This window comes from Bordetella sp. 02P26C-1, assembly GCF_009763255.1.
GTDB lineage: Bacteria > Pseudomonadota > Gammaproteobacteria > Burkholderiales > Burkholderiaceae_B > Bordetella_A.
Window position 1 is genome coordinate 147,906 of sequence record NZ_WSJB01000004.1, and the last position, 18,198, is coordinate 166,103.

Consider the following 18,198-nt stretch of genomic DNA (forward strand, 5'->3'; position numbering starts at 1 on the left):
ATATGACTCAAACCTTATTAAGGTGGCCCGCCCTGCTGTGCGCGTCACTGACGCTCGCTCTGGCCGGCTGCGCCGCGCCGCGCGCGCCGACCTCGCTGCGAATCGATGACTCGATCCGCGCCGTCAGCCAGGACAGTCGGGTGCGCTACATCGTGCTGCATTACACCTCGGCCAACAACGAGGTATCGCTCAGGCTGCTGTCTCAGGGCAACGTCAGTTCGCACTACCTGATCACCGATACGCCGCGTCCTCAGGTGTATCGATTGGTGGATGAATCGCGCACGGCGTGGCATGCGGGAGAGAGCCGCTGGTTCAAGCAGGTGTCGGTGAATCCGGTCTCGATCGGCATCGAGCTGGTCAACCAGGGCCGCACCGATCTGCCGCAGGGCCAAGCCACGTGGGAGCCTTACAGCGAAAATCAGATTCAAGCGTTGATCTTGCTGCTCAAGGATCTGATCGCCCGCCATGGCGTAAAGCCGGAAAATATCGTCGGCCATAGTGATATTGCGCCCCAACGCAAGACGGATCCGGGACCGTTATTTCCCTGGAAACGACTCGCGCAGGCAGGGATCGGCCGCTGGTATGACGAGGCGCGGGCGGCGACGTACTGGGTCAGTCTGCAACAGCAAGGCGTGCCGGACATCGCCTGGTTCCAGCGGCAGCTGGAGCTGCTGGGCTATGCCTGCCCGCAGACCGGAAAGCTGGACCGCGAAACCAAAAACGTGCTGGCGGCATTCCAGATGCACTACCGCCCCCACGACTACCAAGGCAAGCCCGACGCGGAAACCGCCGCGATCATGATGGCGCTACTTGAACCGCGCAACTAAGCGCCAGCCAAGCAACAGGGCAAGCACGGCACCGTAAATGAGCGGCTGCTCAAAGTCGTTCTTGCCCGCCTTGTGCCACCACAGATGCACGATCGCCAGTACGCCTAACAGATAGATCAGCCGGTGCAGGGTCTGCCAGCGCTTGCCCAGCCGGCGCATGGCCCCTTGCGTCGAGGTAAGCGCCAGCGCCGTCATGCAGATAAACGCCACGAAGCCGGCCGTGATGAACGGTCTTTCCCACACATCCTGGATCATGGCCGAAATATCCAACCCCCTATCCCACCAGACCCACGCAATCACGTGCAAAAGCGCGTAAAAGAACGCAAATAACCCACATGCGCGCCGCAGCCGCACCAACGCGGGCTGGTGCAGGATCCGGCGCAGCGGCGTAATGGCCAGGGTGACCAACAGGCAGACTAGCGCCCAGGTGCCCGAAGATCGGGTCAGGAACTCAATCGGATTCGCCGTCAGGGCGTCATGCCAGCCCAGCCAAATCCATCGCGCCAGCGGAAACAGCCCGGCTGCGAACAAGACGGGCTTATAGCGCGCGACCGTCTGCGCTGACCATTGCTTCATGGGCGTGCCTGCCTCAATAATTGGCACGCAAGTCCATCCCCTGATAGAGGGATGCCACCTGATCGCCGTAGCCATTGAATAACAGTGTCTTGCGCTTGGGCGTGAAAAAACCGCCCTCCCCGATGCGTCGCTCGGTCGCCTGACTCCAACGAGGATGGGGAACATCGGGGTTCACGTTGGCGTAAAACCCGTATTCACTGGGCGCGGCCTGCATCCAGGAGCTGGTGGGCTGCTGCTCGACCAGACGGATGCGCACCAAGGACTTGGCGGATTTGAAGCCATACTTCCAAGGCACGGCCAGACGCAGCGGCGCGCCATTCTGATTGGGCAAGACTTTCCCATATAAGCCGAACACCAGCATGGTCAATGGGTGCATGGCCTCGTCCAGACGTAGCGCTTCGACGTAAGGCCAATCTAGCACCGGATAACGCAGGCGCGGCATATTGTCCTTTTGCACCACGGTGGTGAATTCCACATATTTCGCGTTGCCCGTGGGCTCGACCTGTTTGAGCAGGTTCGCCAGTGAATAGCCGACCCACGGAATCACCATCGACCATCCCTCGACACAGCGCAGGCGATAGACGCGCTCTTCTAGCGGAGCGAGCTTGAGCAGCGTATCGATGTCGAATGTCTTGGGCTGCACGACTTCGCCTTCGACCGACACGGTCCACGGGCGAGTCTGCAATTTTTCGGCGTAACGAGCGGGCTGATCTTTGTCGACCCCGAACTCGTAGTAGTTGTTATAGGAGGTGATGTCCTTCAATTCGGTCGGCTTGTCCATGACCGAATACGCCCCATTTGGCTTGGCGGGTAAGGCATCGGGGGCTTGCGCGAACGCCTGGCGATTCGCCCAGGATGACAGGCCGGCCGCCGCGGCGATCGTGGCGGCGCGCGCCATCCATTCCCGACGCGACTGCCAGACGGCTTCCGGCGTGATTTCGGACGACAAAGGGTCGTGACCCGGTTTGCGTATCAACATGACCTGCTCTCCTGAGGCGCGCCCAAGCGCTGCCTGTTATGGATAAACAACTGCCAGTGATCGCGGCCGGGCGGGCCAGGAAATCGGGAGTTCAGCCGCCCACGCGAGGCAACAACCACTCCCGCAGAGCCGGCACATCGTCCACGACGGCCTGTGGCACGCACTCCAGCAGTTCCTTGGGACTGTGAGCGCCATAGGTGACGCCCAGGCCGTGCACACCGGCATTGGTCGCCATATTCAAGTCGTGCGAGGTGTCGCCCACCATGATCACGTGCTCGGGTTCGACATCTAATTCGGCCATGAGTTCTTGCAACATGGCGGGATGAGGTTTAGAAAATGTTTCGTCGGCGGTTCGTGTCGCGTCGAACACATTGCGCAGACCGGTGGCGGCCAGGACACGATTCAGCCCTACCCGGCTCTTGCCTGTCGCGACCGCCAGCCGCACGTTCTTGGCTGCCAATTCGCCCAACAGCGGCTGGATGCCGTCAAAAAGCTGCAAATCAGGGTCACGCAGCAAATAATGCGTCCGATAACGCTCGAGAAAACGTGGCAGCATGGCCTGGGTGAGCTGGGGCACGGCGCGGCGCAAAGCGCTTTCCAGCGACAAACCGATGACCCAGCTGGCCTCGGAGGCGGAAGGCACGGGCAATTCCAGATCGCGACAGGCGCCTTGAATGGCCGAGACGATGCCGTGGGTGGAATCCATCAGCGTTCCGTCCCAATCGAACACCACCAGCGAGTACGACGACATAATTATTTATTCTCCAACTGCTGCAAGAGCTTGCGGCATGCTGCCGGCAGGGGCGCCGTCAATGTGAGCGTTTCCCCGGTCAAGGGATGCGGCAAGGTTAATTGGTGCGCGTGCAAAAACATACGGGTAAAACCCTGACGGGCGAACTGAGCGCGCGTTTCGTCCCTTCCATACTTGTCGTCCCCGACAATGGGATAGCCACTGGCGGCCAGATGCACGCGGATCTGGTGCGTGCGACCGCTACGCAGTTCGGCGTCGAGCAAACTGTAGCCGCCAAAACGCTGCTGCAGCGTCACGATCGTGTGGGCGGGCTGACCATCGGGGTCGGGACGCACGCGGCGCTCGCCGGATTGCGTCGTCCATTTGGTCAGCGCCATGCGGATGTGCTGGCGTTCGTTGACCCAGTCGCCTTCGACCAGGGCGAGATAGTGTTTGCCGCCCTTGCCTTCGCGCAGCATGGCGTGCAGGGCCAGCAAGGCGCTGCGCTTTTTCGCGACCATCAATAGCCCCGACGTTTCGCGATCCAGCCGGTGAACGAGCTCAAGGAATTTTGCCCCGGGGCGCGCCGCGCGCAACTGTTCGATCACGCCGAACGACACGCCACTGCCGCCATGCACGGCGACACCGGCGGGTTTGTCGATGACCAGCATGGCGTCATCTTCGAACACCACGGGGAACTCCGCGGCCGGCACTGGCCGCGGCTGATCCGGCGCGGGCATGCGAAAGGGCGGCACGCGCACCACATCGCCCACGGCCACCCGGTAATCCGCTTGGATACGCCCTTTATTCACCCGAACTTCGCCGCCCCGGATGGCTTTATAGATATGCGTCTTGGGCACGCCTTTGCACAGGCGTAACAGAAAATTATCAATGCGCTGACCCTCGTGTTCGGGGCCGACCTCGACGAGGCGCACGGCGGGACTTGCAGTGGAGGCAGGGGTTTCTTTGCGCATTACGGAAAGCGACATATAATCGGGACAGCCTTGAGGGGCTGAACATCGGGGGCTGAACAACGGGGAACACGCCGCCCGGCGTAGAGATGCAACAACGCGTCTCCGTCGAGCACGCGCGCCGTCATTGTACCGTCGCCTGCTAATTCAGCTCCGGGGTCTCTCGGTCGCCGGCGCAACCGCGCTTTGCCGGACAGTGGCGTGGCACTTTTTGCCCGCTGTTCAGGCTCAGTCGTTGCCTGCCGCAAGCGGCTCTGAAGAACTGTAAGAATTTTCGCGTATTAAAAAGCACCAGGTGCGCGCAGGCTGATCGTTCGCCGCATCTGTCGTTCACAGCAATCCTTTCCGTCAACCTCTTCGTGAAACTGACTCTCCTGCTGACAGAACCTCGTGCCCGTAGGCACGCTGTGCCCGCCTGACCGGCGGCGGCGCAGCCTGGGCTCTGCCCGGCGGCCGTTTAACGTTTGAATTTCTTGCCAGCTTCAGGCCGCAGCTCGAGTGACCCGGGGTCACGCGCCGATATCGGCGCGTCATGACAACGGAGAACACCACTCATGAAGCGCATGCTGTTCAATGCAACGCACCAGGAAGAACTGCGCGTTGCAATTGTCGATGGGCAAAAGCTCATCGATCTCGACATCGAAACCGCCGGCCGCGAACAGCGCAAAGGCAACATTTACAAAGGCGTCATCACCCGCATCGAACCCGGCCTCGAGGCCTGCTTTGTCAACTACGGCGAAGATCGTCACGGTTTTCTCCCCTTCAAAGAAGTCGCCCGCAGTTACTTTAAAGAAGGCGTCGATGTCCGCAGCGCCCGCATCCAGGATGCCCTGCGCGAAGGCCAGGAACTGATTGTTCAGGTCGAAAAAGAAGAGCGCGGCAACAAGGGCGCGGCGCTGACCACGTTTATCTCGCTGGCTGGCCGTTACCTGGTCTTGATGCCCAACAACCCGCGTGGCGGTGGCGTTTCGCGCCGCGTGGAAGGCGAAGACCGCCAAGAGCTGCGTGACACGATGGAGCAGCTGCAAGTGCCGCAAGGCATGAGCATCATCGCCCGCACCGCCGGCATCGGCCGCAGCGTCGAAGAGCTGCAGTGGGACTTATCCTACCTGATGCAGTTGTGGACGGCGATCGATTCGGCCGCGCGCGACAATGCCGCGCCGATCCTGATCTACCTCGAATCCAGCCTGGTTATCCGCGCCATTCGCGACTATTTCTCGCCAGAAATCGGCGAGATCCTGATTGATACCGACGAGATCGCCGATCAAGCCACCGCTTTTATGAGCGTGGTGATGCCGGACAATGTCCAGCGCGTCAAACGCTATCGCGACGATATCCCGCTGTTCTCGCGTTTCCAGATCGAGCACCAGATCGAAACCGCTTATTCCCGTACGGTACAGCTGCCCTCGGGCGGCGCCGTGGTGATCGACCACACCGAGGCGCTGGTCGCCGTGGACGTGAACTCGGCGCGCTCGACCCGTGGCGCCGACATCGAGGAAACGGCCCTGCGCACCAACCTGGAGGCCGCCGACGAAGTCGCCCGCCAGCTGCGCCTGCGCGACTTGGGCGGTCTGATCGTTATCGACTTTATCGATATGGAGGACAGCAAGAACCAGCGCGCCGTCGAACAGCGCCTGCGTGATGCCCTGCATTTCGATCGCGCGCGTGTCCAGATGGGCAAGATTTCCCGTTTCGGCCTGATGGAGCTGTCGCGTCAGCGTCTGCGCCCGGCCTTGAACGAAGGCTCGCACATCACCTGCCCGCGTTGTAACGGCACCGGCGTGATCCGCGACGCCGAATCGAGCGCCCTGCACGTCCTGCGCCTGCTGCAGGAAGAAGCCATGAAGGAAAACACCGCCGCCGTGCACGCACAGGTGCCGGTGGACGTGGCGACCTATCTGCTGAACGAAAAGCGGTCCGACATCACCAAGATGGAAGCCCGCCTGAAGGTCAATCTGGTGCTGATCCCCAACAAGCACCTGGAAACGCCGCATCACCACCTGGAACGTCTGCGTCACGACGATCCGCGTCTGGAAGAAGTCAAAACCAGTTTCGAGCTGGCCGACGCGCCCGCCGAGGAATTGACCTGGGCGCCCCGCGACCAAGAAGTCAAAGCGCGTCCGGAAGCATTGGTCAAGGGCATCACGCCCTCGCAACCTGCTCCCGTGTCGCCCCCCACCCCCGTCGCGCAGCCGGCCGAAGCAGGATTCAGCCTGGGCGGTCTGATCAAGCGCTTTATCAGCTGGATCAGCGGCACTCCGGCCACCGCCCCCGCACCGGTCAAGGAAGAAACCAAGCGCAACGGCTCCGCCCGGGGCAACCGACGCTCCGACGGACAGGACCGCCGTGGCGATCGTCAAGGTTCGGACCGCAACCGCCAGCGCCGCAACGGCGAGGCACGCCAAACCACGGAAACCACCGAGGCAACCGAAGGCCAGAGCCGCCAACAGCAGCGCGGCAACCGCCGTCAAGATGAGCGTTCTGAGCGCCCTGCCCGCGCCGAGCGCGACAGCAACCGTGTGGAGAACGACGCCGCAGCGCGCAACGAACGCGATAACCAGCGCAATGACCGCGCTCCGGCGACGGACGCGTCCGTTGAGGAATCGAACCGCGGTCCGCGCAGCCGTCGCGGTCGTGGCCGTAACCGCCGCGAGGACGCTCAACAACAGGATCTGGAGCTGAACGAGCAGGACGCGACTGTAGTGGCCGCTGCCGGCGTGGCAGCCCCGGTAGGCGCCGCCACGCCGCAGTCCGTCGAAACGGTGGCTTCGGTCGAGCCGTCGCGCGCCGCCGCTGACGTTGCCCGTTCCGCTTCGGCCGATGCCGAAGACACGACGCAAGCCGTCGACAGCATCGATGCCGACGATCAATCGACGGAAAACCAGGGTGCTGAAGGCACCGGCGATCCGGAGCGCAAGCGCCGTCGTCGTCGCAGCCGTCGTGGCCGCCGTGGTCAGGAAGACCAAGTGGCACAAGGTAGCGACGATCAAACGGGTGAGGAATTGACGGTGGACGCTTCGCCGGTCCAAGCCGTCGTCTCGGCTGAAGGCCAAGCGCCTGTGGCTGCGCCGGCTCAAGGTGACGCTGCCCCAGCGGCCGTGCCCGCAGCCTCGGAATCGTCTTCTCAGACCGCTACAACCGCCCCTGCGGTGGCGTCAGCAGCACCCGCTGCACCGGCGTCGACGCCTGCAACCGACGCACCGGCCACCCCGACCGCCGTTGAAACAGCCGCCGCGGCCCGTGCGGATAGCACTCACGCCGCCGCCTCGACTCCGGCCGCTGCCAGCGAAGCCGACATCTCGGCCGCAACTGCCGTTGCACCTGAGGCTACGACTGCGCCCGCCGTGTCAGTGGAAACTGGCGACAAGGCGCCTGTCGCGACCGAAGAACGTGTCCAGACGGCCACCACCGACGCAGCGACGCCCGAAACGGAGCAACCGGCGAACGTGCAAGCGGGTTCCGATGTAACGGAGACCTCTCCTGCACAGGAAGCGACCCAGCCGGCGCAGGGTTCAAATGAGCCTCTCTCGGCTACGGTCATCACACCGGCGCAGCAAGCTGACACCTCGAACACCTTCCCGGTGTCCGAGCCGGTCAAGGCCTTCCCTGCCACCGACAGCGCCGCTACGGAGCAAGGTGCTGAGGTAGCGTCTCCTGCCGCGACCCCGGTCCCTGCAACGACCGAGGCATCGGCCGATAAAGCCGCCGCGCCCGCAGTCGTGACGCCAGGGGCCTCGCAGGACATCATCTTGCCCGGCACTGCTACCAAGCAGGACCTGCACGCCGTCGTGCAATCCGCCGGCCTGAAGTGGGTGGAAACGGACCCCGAGCGTCTGGCGCAAACGCAGCAGCGCATCGCCGCCGCGTCGACTCCGGTACGCCTGGGTCGCGAACGCAAGCCCGTGGCTCCCGTGGCGAACGTCACGTTGGTACAGGTAGAAACGCAGCGCCAATAAACGCAGCGTAAGCACCATGACAAACGCCGGCAATTGCCGGCGTTTGTCATTGGGGGGGTCACTAGTGAGACTGCATCAAGCTTCGGCTGACACTTTCCGGATCTGCACCGGAATCGACTTATAGCAGGGGATGCCACTGATCGGATCCTGGTAATCCAACGGGCACAAATTGTTGGCCTCAGGGAAATACGCCCCCACCGAGCCGGCGGCAATGTCATGGGCGATCGCCGTCAGCGACAGGCAACGATGCGTTTCACCATTGAGCGCCGTGTTGATCTGGACACGTTGGCCATGTTCGATGCCCAGGCGTTGCATGTCCTGCGCATTCATAAAGAGCACATCGCGCCGTCCGAACACCCCACGGTACCGATCGTCCATGCCGTAGATGGTGGTGTTGTACTGATCATGACTACGCAAGGTGGTGAGCTTGAGCGCATCGGGGTAGACGGGATCTTCATCCAAGCCTTGGAATATCAGGAATTCCGCCTTGCCCGATGGCGTCTTCCACACGCGTTCGGTCGCGGGCAGAGACAGCCGGAAGCCACCCGGTTTACGGATGCGAGCGTTGTAGTCGTGGAAATCAGGGTAGATTTTCTCGATCAAATCGCGGATGCGGTCGTAATCCTCGACGAGATGCGCCCATGGCACGCGGCTATTGGGCAGCGCAGCTTGCGCAATCCCGGCGATGATGGCGGGTTCGGAACGCAGCCATTCGGAGGCGGGCGTGAGTTTGCCGCGCGAAGCGTGCACCATGGACATCGAATCCTCGACCGTCACGGCTTGCGCGACGCCGCCCTGAATGTCGAGTTCGGTGCGGCCCAGTACCGGCAGGATATACACCTCTTTGCCAACCAGCAGATGCGAACGATTGAGTTTGGTGTTCAGGTGTACGGTCAGCTCCAGCCCGCGCATGGCCTGCCCGGCGCGTTCCGGATCGGGCATGGCGATGGCGAAATTGCCCCCCAGACAGATCAGCACCTTGCTCTCGCCGCTGCTCATGGCGCGTAGCGTATTGACGGCATTGTGGCCGGGCTTGGCGGGCGGACGGAACCCAAACGTCTGCTCGATGCGGTCGAACATGACCGGATCAATCAATTCGGTAATGCCGACGGTACGGTTACCTTGCACGTTCGAGTGGCCGCGCAAGGGGCAAATGCCCGCGCCCGGCTTGCCGATATTGCCTCGCATCAACAAGAGCGCGGTCGCCTGCTGAACGTTGTGCGCACCGGTGCTGTGCTGCGTCAGGCCCATTCCATAGGTCAGGATCACGCGATTCGCCTGGGCGTAAATGCCGGCGATTTCCTGAAGCTGATCGCGGGTCAAACCGCTATGACGTTCGATCTCTTCCCAGGAGGTGGCTTCCAGATCCGCGCGGAACGCGTCAAAGCCATGCGTATGCTGGGCGATGAATTCGTGGTCCAAGATACCCGGCTGCGCGGCATCGCGTTCGACCAGCGCCTTCATGATGCCTTTGAACGCCGCGGCATCGCCGCCGACTTTCACCTGATAGTAGTTCGAGGCGATACGCGTCGAGCTGAGACTACCCATTTCGATGGGGTCTTGCGGATCGGCAAAACGCTCCAGCGACCGCTCGCGCAGCGGATTGAGCACCACAATCGGCACACCGCGACGCGCACAGTCATGCAGCGGACCCATCATGCGGGGGTGATTGGTGCCGGGGTTATGACCCACACTGATGATTAGATCGCATTGATCGAAATCGTCCAGCGAGACACTGCCCTTGCCCTGGCCGATGACTTTCGGCAGGCCGACGCTGGTCGGCTCATGGCACATATTGGAGCAGTCGGCGAAGTTGTTGCTGCCGTACTCGCGTCCGAAGATACTGAACAGAAACGACGCCTCATTCGACGCGCGGCCAGAGGTGTAGAGTTCGACCCCCGATTTATCGGTCTGAGCCTGTAAGACGTGGCCGATCCTTGCGAATGCCTCGTTCCAGGACACCGGCACGTATTTATCCGTGGCGGCATCGTAGCGCATCGGATGCGTCAGACGCCCGGCGTTTTCCAGATCGTGATCGCTCCAGGTCAGCAGCTCGGTGACCGTATGCTGCGCAAAGAACTCAGGGCCGACACGGCGCTTGGTCGCTTCCCAGGTCACAGCCTTGGCGCCGTTCTCACAGAACTGGAATGTGGACTGGCTATGCTTGTCCGGCCACGCACAGCCGGGGCAATCGAAGCCCTCGGGCTGGTTGGTCTGCAACAGCAGCTTGGGCGCCTTGCCGGCACTCATTTGTTCAGCGATGGCGACGGCCGTCGCCTTCAAGGCTCCCCAACCGCCAGCGGGCATGTGGTAGGAGCGGATACCGCTCAGGTCGCGTTCAGTCATAGCAGGTTCTGGTGAAGGTTAATGCGGTTGATTAACGGACGCCAGGCGCCTCGCCATGAGACGCACCTCGGCCCTTCGGTAAATAAGCAGGCGACTCCGGTTTTTGCCTCACGCAAGACATCCTGCGAGGAATCGCTCCTTTCTCAATGCATCATAACTGCTTACGAAAGGTTACGGCTGCAATTTCGATCACCTAGCCATCCGAATACAAAAAACCCGGCACGAAGCCGGGTTGATTCACAGGCGGTGTTGCGTCGCGTCGTTGCGTAGGCCTTACCGCCCACGCACCGGTGCTTAAAACTGATAGGTATAGGTCAGCTGAACAACGTCCAAGCCAGGATTGGGGCGTTTGATGCCGGCATTCGAATAATGCGAATAACGCAGCCCGAAGCGATTGTTCGGCGTGGCAAGAAAGCCCAGGCCGATGTGATCGCCAAACTGGAAAGCCGTGCTGATATTCTCGTCGGCGAATCGCGTGCGAGTAAATGCCGTCGCACCAATACCGGCTTCCACATAGAAGCGCTCGCCCATCCACCAGCGGAACATCGGGATGGCGTTGAATTGCCAGACGTTGCTGGGGCTGCGCGAGCCGTTCGCCTTCCAATAGGCCGCACCGAATTCGCCGTTCAGATCAATGTGACCCCAATTGCTGTCGAATCGGTATAGCTCGATGGACGGCGTCTCATACACCAGCTCCGTGCGCGAATAATGATCGCCCACGCCATAGTGCAAGCCAATGCCGCCCTGCGGTTCATGTGCCTGTGCGGAGAATGCCAGACCAGCCAACGATACAGCGGCCACGGCCGTGCGGAAGTTATTGTTCTTGAAGTTCAGCATGAAGACTCCTAATTGGGTGCTTGGAGTAACTTATCAGAAATTCGAAGCTCCGCCCGCAGCTTGTGTGGGCGGGACAACACTTACGTAAAATTCAGCACTTGTCCCAATAGGCAAACACCTCAGGCCGCAGCCACCACATCCGCCGGCTGGTCGGTCAACAGGGCGAGCAGACGCGCGATTTCCTCGCGCAACTGGCGACGGTCGACCACCATATCGATGGCGCCCTTCTGCAACAGGAACTCCGCGCGCTGGAAGCCCTCGGGGAGTTTTTCTCGCACGGTCTGTTCGATCACGCGCGGACCGGCAAAGCCGATCAAGGCCTTCGGTTCCGCGATCACCACATCGCCCATGAAGGCGAAGCTGGCCGATACACCCCCCATGGTGGGGTCCGTCAGAACGCTGATGAACGGCAAGCCAGCCGCCGACAGACGCGTGAGCATGGCGTTGGTCTTGGCCATCTGCATCAGCGACAGCAAGCTTTCCTGCATACGTGCGCCACCCGAGGCGGCCACGCAGACAAACGGTGTCTTGTTATCCAGAGCCGCTTGCGCGCCACGGGCGAATCGCTCGCCCACGACCGAACCCATCGAACCGCCCATGAATTCGAATTCGAAGCATGCAACCACGGCCGGGACGCCACGGATGCTGCCGCTCATGACCACCAGCGCATCGGTTTCGCCGGTGTGCTTGATCGCCTCGGCGACACGCTCCGGATATTTGCGCGTGTCCTTGAACTTCAGCGAATCGACTGAACGGGTGTTCTGGCCGATCTCGACGCGTCCTTCGACATCGAGCAGCGAGTCCAGGCGCGCGCGCGAACCGATACGCATGTGATGGTCGCATTTGGGACACACATGCAGGTTCGCGGCGAGGTCCTCGCTATACAGCACCGATTCGCACGACGGGCATTTCACCCACAAGCCCTCGGGCACGCGGCGGGCGTTGTTCTCGTTGGACTTGTTGATGCGTGGCGGCAGGAGTTTATCAATCCAGCTCATTGTCTTTTTCCATGAAGAAACCGCGCTCAGGCCTCAGGCCGTGACGGGGTTTCGTTTGACTTGATCGAGTGCCTGACGGATGCCGGCCAGCCATTGGCCAGCCGCGGCGATGGCGGTCTCGGACTGTTGGCCGGCAGGCGCGGTCGCGGCCGCCAGCTCCAGGGTTTCGATGAGTTTGGTGCCGATCACGACCGCATCGGCGCAACCCGCGATACGCTGAGCGCTCTTGGCATCGCGAATGCCAAAGCCCACGCCCACGGGCACGCTGACGTGGCGTTTAATCAAGGCCACGCGCTGAGCCACATCGTCGGTGTTCAAACTGCCAGCACCGGTCACACCCTTGAGCGACACATAGTAAACATAGCCGCGCGCAACACGCGAGACGGCCTGTATACGGTCCTCGGTAGAGGTAGGCGCCAAGAGGAAGATGGGCGCAATCCCGCAGGCTTCCAATTGACCCGCGAAGGTATCGACTTCCTCGGGCGGATAGTCGACCACGAGCACACCGTCCACCCCGGCCGCTTGTGCGGCGCTGGCAAAGGCCTGTTGTCCCATGCGTTCGATCGGGTTCGCATAGCCCATGAGCACCACAGGCGTATCCGTGTCGGTTTTGCGAAATTCCGCGACGAGTTCGAGCACGCGGGGCAGGCCCACGCCCTGGGCGATTGCACGCTCGGCGGCGCGCTGAATCACCGGGCCATCCGCCATGGGATCGGAAAACGGCACGCCCAGCTCGATGATGTCGGCGCCGGCTTGCGTCAGCGCGTGCATGAGCGGCACGGTAGCCGCGGGCGACGGATCACCGGCGGCGATGTAGGGAATCAGCGCTGCCGACCGGCCGGATTCGGCGACTCGGGAGAACGCGGCTGCGATACGGTCGATTCGGGTAGTCATGGTGTCACAGTTGAATGCCCGCGCGCTCGGCGACGGTGTGCATGTCTTTGTCGCCACGGCCCGACAAGTTGACCAGAATGATTTTGTCCTTGGGCAGCGTGGGCGCCATTTTGACGGCTTGGGCGATGGCGTGCGAGGACTCCAGCGCAGGCATGATGCCCTCGATGCGGCAGCAATCGTGAAAGGCCGCCAGGGCCTCGTCGTCGCTGATGCCCACGTATTCGGCGCGGCCGCTGTCTTTCAGCCAGGCGTGCTCGGGACCGACGCCGGGATAATCCAGGCCTGCGGAAACCGAATGGGTATCCATCACCTGGCCGTCAGCGTTCTGGATGATGTAGGTACGATTGCCATGCAGCACGCCGACCTGACCTGCCGCCAAAGACGCGGCATGACGGCCGGTTTCCATTCCCTCGCCCGCCGCCTCGACACCGATCAGCTTGACGTCTTCGTAGGGTATGTAGGGATGGAAAATACCCATTGCGTTCGAACCTCCGCCCACCGCCGCCACCACGTAATCGGGCTGACGGCCGGCATCGCGCGGCATCTGTTCAATGCACTCGTTACCAATGACGGTCTGGAAGTCGCGCACCATGCGGGGATAGGGATCGGGACCCGCCACCGTGCCGATGATGTAGAAGGTGTTCTCGATGTTGGTGACCCAGTCACGCATCGCTTCGTTCAGCGCGTCTTTCAATGTGCGCGAACCCGACTCGACAGGCACCACGGTCGCGCCCAGCAGTTTCATGCGATAGACATTGGAGGCCTGACGGCGGACATCTTCACTGCCCATGTAGACCACGCATTCCATGCCATAGCGCGCTGCCACGGTCGCCGTGGCCACGCCGTGCTGGCCGGCGCCCGTCTCGGCGATCACGCGCGGCTTGCCCATGTGACGGGCGAGCAAGGCCTGACCAATACAGTTATTGACCTTGTGCGCGCCCGTGTGATTGAGGTCCTCGCGCTTGAACCAGATCTGCGCGCCACCCAGCTCGCGCGACCAGCGCTCGGCATGATAGACAGGGCTGGGACGGCCAACGAAGTGCCGCAGCTCGTAGTTGAACTTCTCGATGAACGCGGGATCCACGCGGCATTGCTCATAGGCCGCGCGCAGCTCATCCAAGGCATGGATCAGCGTTTCCGCGACGAACACGCCACCGTAGGGACCAAAATGGCCCTTGGCATCCGGAAGGTCGTAAAAATTCACCTGGTATCTCCTGGGCGGTAGACAGACGACACATTCGCCCGTGTACCCGCTTCGCAACCGATCATTTTACCCGAGGGCGGGATCCGGCCGGCAAACCTGGGGTTTTAACAGGCGACGGACATGCCGCGCCATATCTCGCCGCCCAAAACCCGCGTCGTCGAACGCGGGGTTGAGGCGCCCTGCACGGCCCTTTGGGTTGCCCGCGACGACCAATCAGGCCAGGGATTGACCCAAGCGGCGCAAAAAGCGCTCGCAGGATGCCAACTGATCCAGGGCCACGAACTCGTCCGGCCGATGCGCATTATCGATGTGGCCCGGCCCGCAGACCACGGTGGGGACGCCGAGCGCCTGGAACAGGCCGGCTTCGGTGCCATACGCCACCTTGCGGGTGGTGCGGTCCTCGGTAAGCGCGCGCACCAATTGGGTAATCGCCGCCGCTTCGGACGCATCCAGGCCAGGAGCCTGCGCGCCCACTCGAATGTCGATTTGAGCGTCTTCGTACTCCGCGCGCATGGCGGGCAGCAGCGTTCCCTGAATATAGTTTTCGATCTCGGCCTGGATCGCATCGGCGGGCGTGCCCGGCAGATTGCGGAACTCATACGAGAACTCGCAGCGATCCGGAATGGTATTGACCGCGATACCGCCCTGGATCAGGTTCGTCGTCAGGGTCGAATAGGGAACGTCGTAGAACTCGTCGTAAGGGCCATTCGCCTTGAAGGCATCGGCTACATCCCGGATGCGGCAAATCAGGCGCGCGGCGTATTCGATTGCGTTGCAGCCCCGCGGAGTCAGCGAAGAATGCGAGGCTTTGCCCTGCACGCAGCAGCGATAGAGGTTAATGCCTTTGTGCGCCACCACGACCTGCATGCCCGTGGGTTCGCCCACCACGCAGCCATCGGGGCGGATGCCGCGATCGCGCAGCTCGGCCAGCATGACGGGCGCGCCGACGCAGCCGACTTCCTCATCATAGGAAAACGCCAGATGAATGGGCTTTTTGCGTGGCATGGCCAGAAACTCGGGCACGAGCGCAAGCGAGGCGGCAATAAAGCCTTTCATGTCGCAGGTGCCACGGCCATACAGACGCCCGTCGGATTCCGTCAGCACGAACGGATCGGTAGACCATTTCTGCCCATCCACAGGCACCACATCGGTATGCCCGGATAGCACGATGCCACCTTGCTCGCCACCATCGCTGGCCGGCAGAGTCGCAAAAAGATTGGCCTTGCTGCCATCATCGTTATGGGCCAGCCAGGCTTGTATCCCTTGCGATTTGAGGTGATCCCTGACGGTTTCGATCAAACCGAGATTCGAATTCCGGCTGGTCGTGTCAAACCCCACCAAGGTTTCAAGCCAAGTGCGCGTGTCCATGCGATGGTCCTCTACATATAAAACATGAGTTTAGGCGAGATTCGCGGCTCACCGAATGGGGAGTATCCAGGTGGCCAATAGAGGCAGCCGTCATCATCCCCGCACAGCAGAGGTCACGCCGGGCACTTCGGCCAGCGCCGACAGCGCCTTGGTCAGCGAATCGCCACCGCGCACCTCGACCGTGAAGATCATATGGGCCAGCGACTGGCGGCTCTGCGTATTCACCCCCACCACATTAAGCCGTTGACGCGCGAAGACTTCGGACAAATCGCGCAGCAGGCCGGAGCGATCCTGCGCATGTACGCTGATGTCCACGGGATAGAACGTGTCGGAGGTATCCCCCCAGGCCACGTCGATGATCCGTTCGGGCTCGCGCGCCGCCAGCGCCTTGTAACTATGGCAGTTCGTGCGGTGTATCGAGACCCCGCGCCCACGCGTGACAAAGCCGGCAATCTCATCCGGCGGCGCGGGACGGCAGCAGCGCGCGAGTTGCGTCAACAGCGACCCCACGCCCACGACCAGCACGCCGCTCTTGCCACTGCGTGCCGCGCTCTCGGCGCTGTGCGCGTTAGCCAAGTCGGCGGCTTCGGGCTCGGGCTCCGGCACGGGCTGCTGAAAAACAGCATCGATCTGCCGCAGGCTGAATTCATCCTTGGCCACCGCCACGTACAAGTCATCGGCGCGCGCAAAGCCCAGCGACTGCGCCAGCTGTTCGAGGTTGACCGCCGTTTTGCCCAAACGCTGCAGTTCTTTTTCGACCATGGACTGGCCGGTGTTGATGCGCTGCTGCAGTTCGATGGCGTTGAACCACATACGCACCTTGGCGCGTGCGCGAGGGCTGGCGAGAAAGCCCAGTTGCGGGTTTAACCAGTCGCGCGAGGGGCTGCCCGCCTTGGCGGCGATGATTTCGACGGTCTGCCCCGTCGAAAGCTTGGTCTGCAAGGGCACCATCTGCCCATCCACGCGCGCGCCGCGGCAGCGATGCCCCAGATCGGTGTGCAGGTGATAGGCAAAATCGACCGGCGTTGCGCCCTCGGGCAGCTCGATGACCCGGGCCTGGGGGGTCAACACATAAATCCGGTTGCTGGACTGCGCTATCGGTTGTGCCGTGCGACGGCGACCGCGCGTGGCTGGCGCGTTTGGCGAGCCACCCTCGCTCGCGCCTGCACTGCCCGTCGTCGCGTTACCGCCGGACTCGTCGCCTTGTCCCTCCGCGGCGTTGCCGGTGCCTGTGGGGGCATCGCCAGCCTCGATCTCCGAATTCCAAGCCAGCAACTGACGCATCCAGGACAACTGCCGATCGTAGTCGCTGGAGGCCTCTACCTGGCCGCCCTTGGCGCCCGCCTCTTTATAACGCCAGTGGGCCGCCATCCCGTATTCGGCGAACTGGTGCATTTCCCGCGTACGGATTTGAATCTCGAACTGGCGCCCGTCCTCGTCGGTCACGACGGTATGCAGCGAACGATAGCCGTTGGGTTTGGGCCGCGAGATATAGTCGTCGAACTCTTCCGAGTAAGGCGTCCACATATCGTGCACCATACCCAGCACGGTATAGCAGGCCCGGACATCGTCGACGATCACGCGCAGTGCACGCAGGTCGTACAACTGCGAGAATTCCAGGTTCTTGATGCGCATCTTGTTCCAGATGCTGTAGATATGTTTGGGCCGGCCGCTGACCTCGGCGGGAATGCCCGCCTGCGCCAAGGTCGTTTGCAACCGTTCGACGGCATGCGCGATAAAGGCTTCGCGCTCGACCCGCTTTTCCTCGAGCAGCTTGGCGATCTGCTTATAGCGATCCGGGTCCAGAAAGCGAAACGACAGATCCTCCATTTCCCACTTGACCTGCCAGATGCCCAGCCGGTTTGCCAGCGGGGCGTACAGATCCATGGTCTCGCGCGCGAATGCCGGCGAGCATGGCACCTTGGACGCCGCATGCCAGCGCAGCGTCTGCAGTCGCGACGCCAGGCGCATCAGCACAATGCGCAGATCCGCCGCCATCGCCAGCAGCATCTTGCGCTGCATCTCTTTCTGATCGCCCGAGCCCGCCTCGCTGTCGCTGGCGTGACGCGCCATCAGCCCCAACCGCAACAGAGCGCGCGCGCCTTGCACCAAGCGCGCGATCTCCGCGCCGAACTCGGCAGCCAGGGGATCATTACGCAAGGGCGGCGCCGGCGCCGACAAGTCCGCCGGCAGGGTCACCAGCAGTGCGGCGATCCGGGTAGCCGCGTCGGACTGAAGCCCGGCCAGTATCCGCACTACGCCAGCCGCATGATTAGCCAAGGGCTCACCCGACACCGCGAGCTGATCGCCATATTGCGGTAACGCCCAGGCGACCGCATCCGAGATGCGGGCAGCATCAGCAGGATCAAGACCGGCAGCGGCTAGCTGCTGCCATGCGTCGTCAAACGGCGAGAACGCATTCGTATCAGGCATCACGGATATCGCAATTGAGATGGGCGCAACGTGCCCAAAATTTTTCCTACACTCTACACTAAGCGGCAAGCGTGTCGAG

13 protein-coding genes are annotated in these 18,198 nt (G+C 62.2%); 2 read left to right on the forward strand and 11 right to left on the reverse strand.

From position 1 onward, the window contains the following. Positions 1 to 2 precede the first annotated feature (2 nt). A complete protein-coding gene (locus GOQ28_RS03055; RefSeq protein ID WP_160350368.1) occupies positions 3 to 827 on the forward strand; it encodes an N-acetylmuramoyl-L-alanine amidase in 825 nt (274 codons plus the stop codon). Here GOQ28_RS03055 and msrQ read toward each other — a convergent pair. From msrQ to GOQ28_RS03075, 4 genes are all read right to left on the reverse strand, one after another. Continuing rightward, the gene (gene msrQ, locus GOQ28_RS03060) at positions 807 to 1,403 is read right to left on the reverse strand and encodes a protein-methionine-sulfoxide reductase heme-binding subunit MsrQ (protein WP_160350369.1); all 597 of its coding nucleotides are present in this window, start codon (positions 1,401 to 1,403) and stop codon (positions 807 to 809) included. The two genes, GOQ28_RS03055 and msrQ, sit on opposite strands and share 21 nt — an antisense overlap. Before the next feature lie 13 nt (positions 1,404 to 1,416). After that, entirely contained in the window at positions 1,417 to 2,382 is a 966-nt protein-coding gene (gene msrP, locus GOQ28_RS03065) for a protein-methionine-sulfoxide reductase catalytic subunit MsrP (RefSeq protein ID WP_160355380.1), read from the reverse strand. 91 nt (positions 2,383 to 2,473) lie between these two features. After that, complete coding sequence (locus GOQ28_RS03070; RefSeq protein WP_160355381.1) at positions 2,474 to 3,133, reverse strand: HAD family hydrolase; 660 nt, start codon at positions 3,131 to 3,133, stop codon at positions 2,474 to 2,476. 2 nt (positions 3,134 to 3,135) lie between these two features. Continuing rightward, a complete protein-coding gene (locus GOQ28_RS03075; protein ID WP_160355382.1) occupies positions 3,136 to 4,101 on the reverse strand; it encodes an RluA family pseudouridine synthase in 966 nt (321 codons plus the stop codon). A 536-nt stretch (positions 4,102 to 4,637) separates the two neighbouring features. Between GOQ28_RS03075 and GOQ28_RS03080 the strand changes: the two genes are divergently transcribed. Further along, positions 4,638 to 8,039 carry an Rne/Rng family ribonuclease gene (locus tag GOQ28_RS03080; protein WP_160355383.1) on the forward strand — a complete coding sequence of 1,134 codons (3,402 nt, stop codon included), beginning with the start codon at positions 4,638 to 4,640 and terminating at the stop codon, positions 8,037 to 8,039. A gap of 75 nt (positions 8,040 to 8,114) precedes the next feature. Here GOQ28_RS03080 and GOQ28_RS03085 read toward each other — a convergent pair whose 3' ends face one another. The 7 genes from GOQ28_RS03085 to GOQ28_RS03115 all read right to left on the reverse strand — a co-directional run bounded on the left by GOQ28_RS03085 (position 8,115) and on the right by GOQ28_RS03115 (position 18,134). Beyond that, on the reverse strand, positions 8,115 to 10,385 hold the full coding sequence (locus GOQ28_RS03085) for an FdhF/YdeP family oxidoreductase (protein ID WP_160355384.1): 2,271 nt from the start codon (positions 10,383 to 10,385) through the stop codon (positions 8,115 to 8,117). A 294-nt stretch (positions 10,386 to 10,679) separates the two neighbouring features. After that, positions 10,680 to 11,222 (reverse strand): acyloxyacyl hydrolase, encoded by a 543-nt coding sequence (locus GOQ28_RS03090; RefSeq protein ID WP_160355385.1) that lies wholly within the window; start codon positions 11,220 to 11,222, stop codon positions 10,680 to 10,682. Positions 11,223 to 11,341: 119 nt separating this feature from the next. Continuing rightward, positions 11,342 to 12,220 carry an acetyl-CoA carboxylase, carboxyltransferase subunit beta gene (accD, locus tag GOQ28_RS03095; protein WP_160350376.1) on the reverse strand — a complete coding sequence of 293 codons (879 nt, stop codon included), beginning with the start codon at positions 12,218 to 12,220 and terminating at the stop codon, positions 11,342 to 11,344. 33 nt (positions 12,221 to 12,253) lie between these two features. Further along, the gene (gene trpA, locus GOQ28_RS03100; protein ID WP_160355386.1) at positions 12,254 to 13,114 is read right to left on the reverse strand and encodes a tryptophan synthase subunit alpha; all 861 of its coding nucleotides are present in this window, start codon (positions 13,112 to 13,114) and stop codon (positions 12,254 to 12,256) included. 4 nt (positions 13,115 to 13,118) lie between these two features. Continuing rightward, positions 13,119 to 14,318: a tryptophan synthase subunit beta gene (trpB, locus tag GOQ28_RS03105; protein ID WP_160355387.1), complete on the reverse strand. Its 1,200-nt coding sequence runs from the start codon at positions 14,316 to 14,318 to the stop codon at positions 13,119 to 13,121. Between the two features lie 213 nt (positions 14,319 to 14,531). Further along, positions 14,532 to 15,686, reverse strand: coding sequence for an acetylornithine deacetylase (gene argE / locus GOQ28_RS03110; protein ID WP_160355388.1), 1,155 nt, complete (start codon positions 15,684 to 15,686; stop codon positions 14,532 to 14,534). A gap of 93 nt (positions 15,687 to 15,779) precedes the next feature. Continuing rightward, positions 15,780 to 18,134 carry a RelA/SpoT family protein gene (locus GOQ28_RS03115; protein ID WP_336603728.1) on the reverse strand — a complete coding sequence of 785 codons (2,355 nt, stop codon included), beginning with the start codon at positions 18,132 to 18,134 and terminating at the stop codon, positions 15,780 to 15,782. Positions 18,135 to 18,198 lie beyond the last annotated feature (64 nt).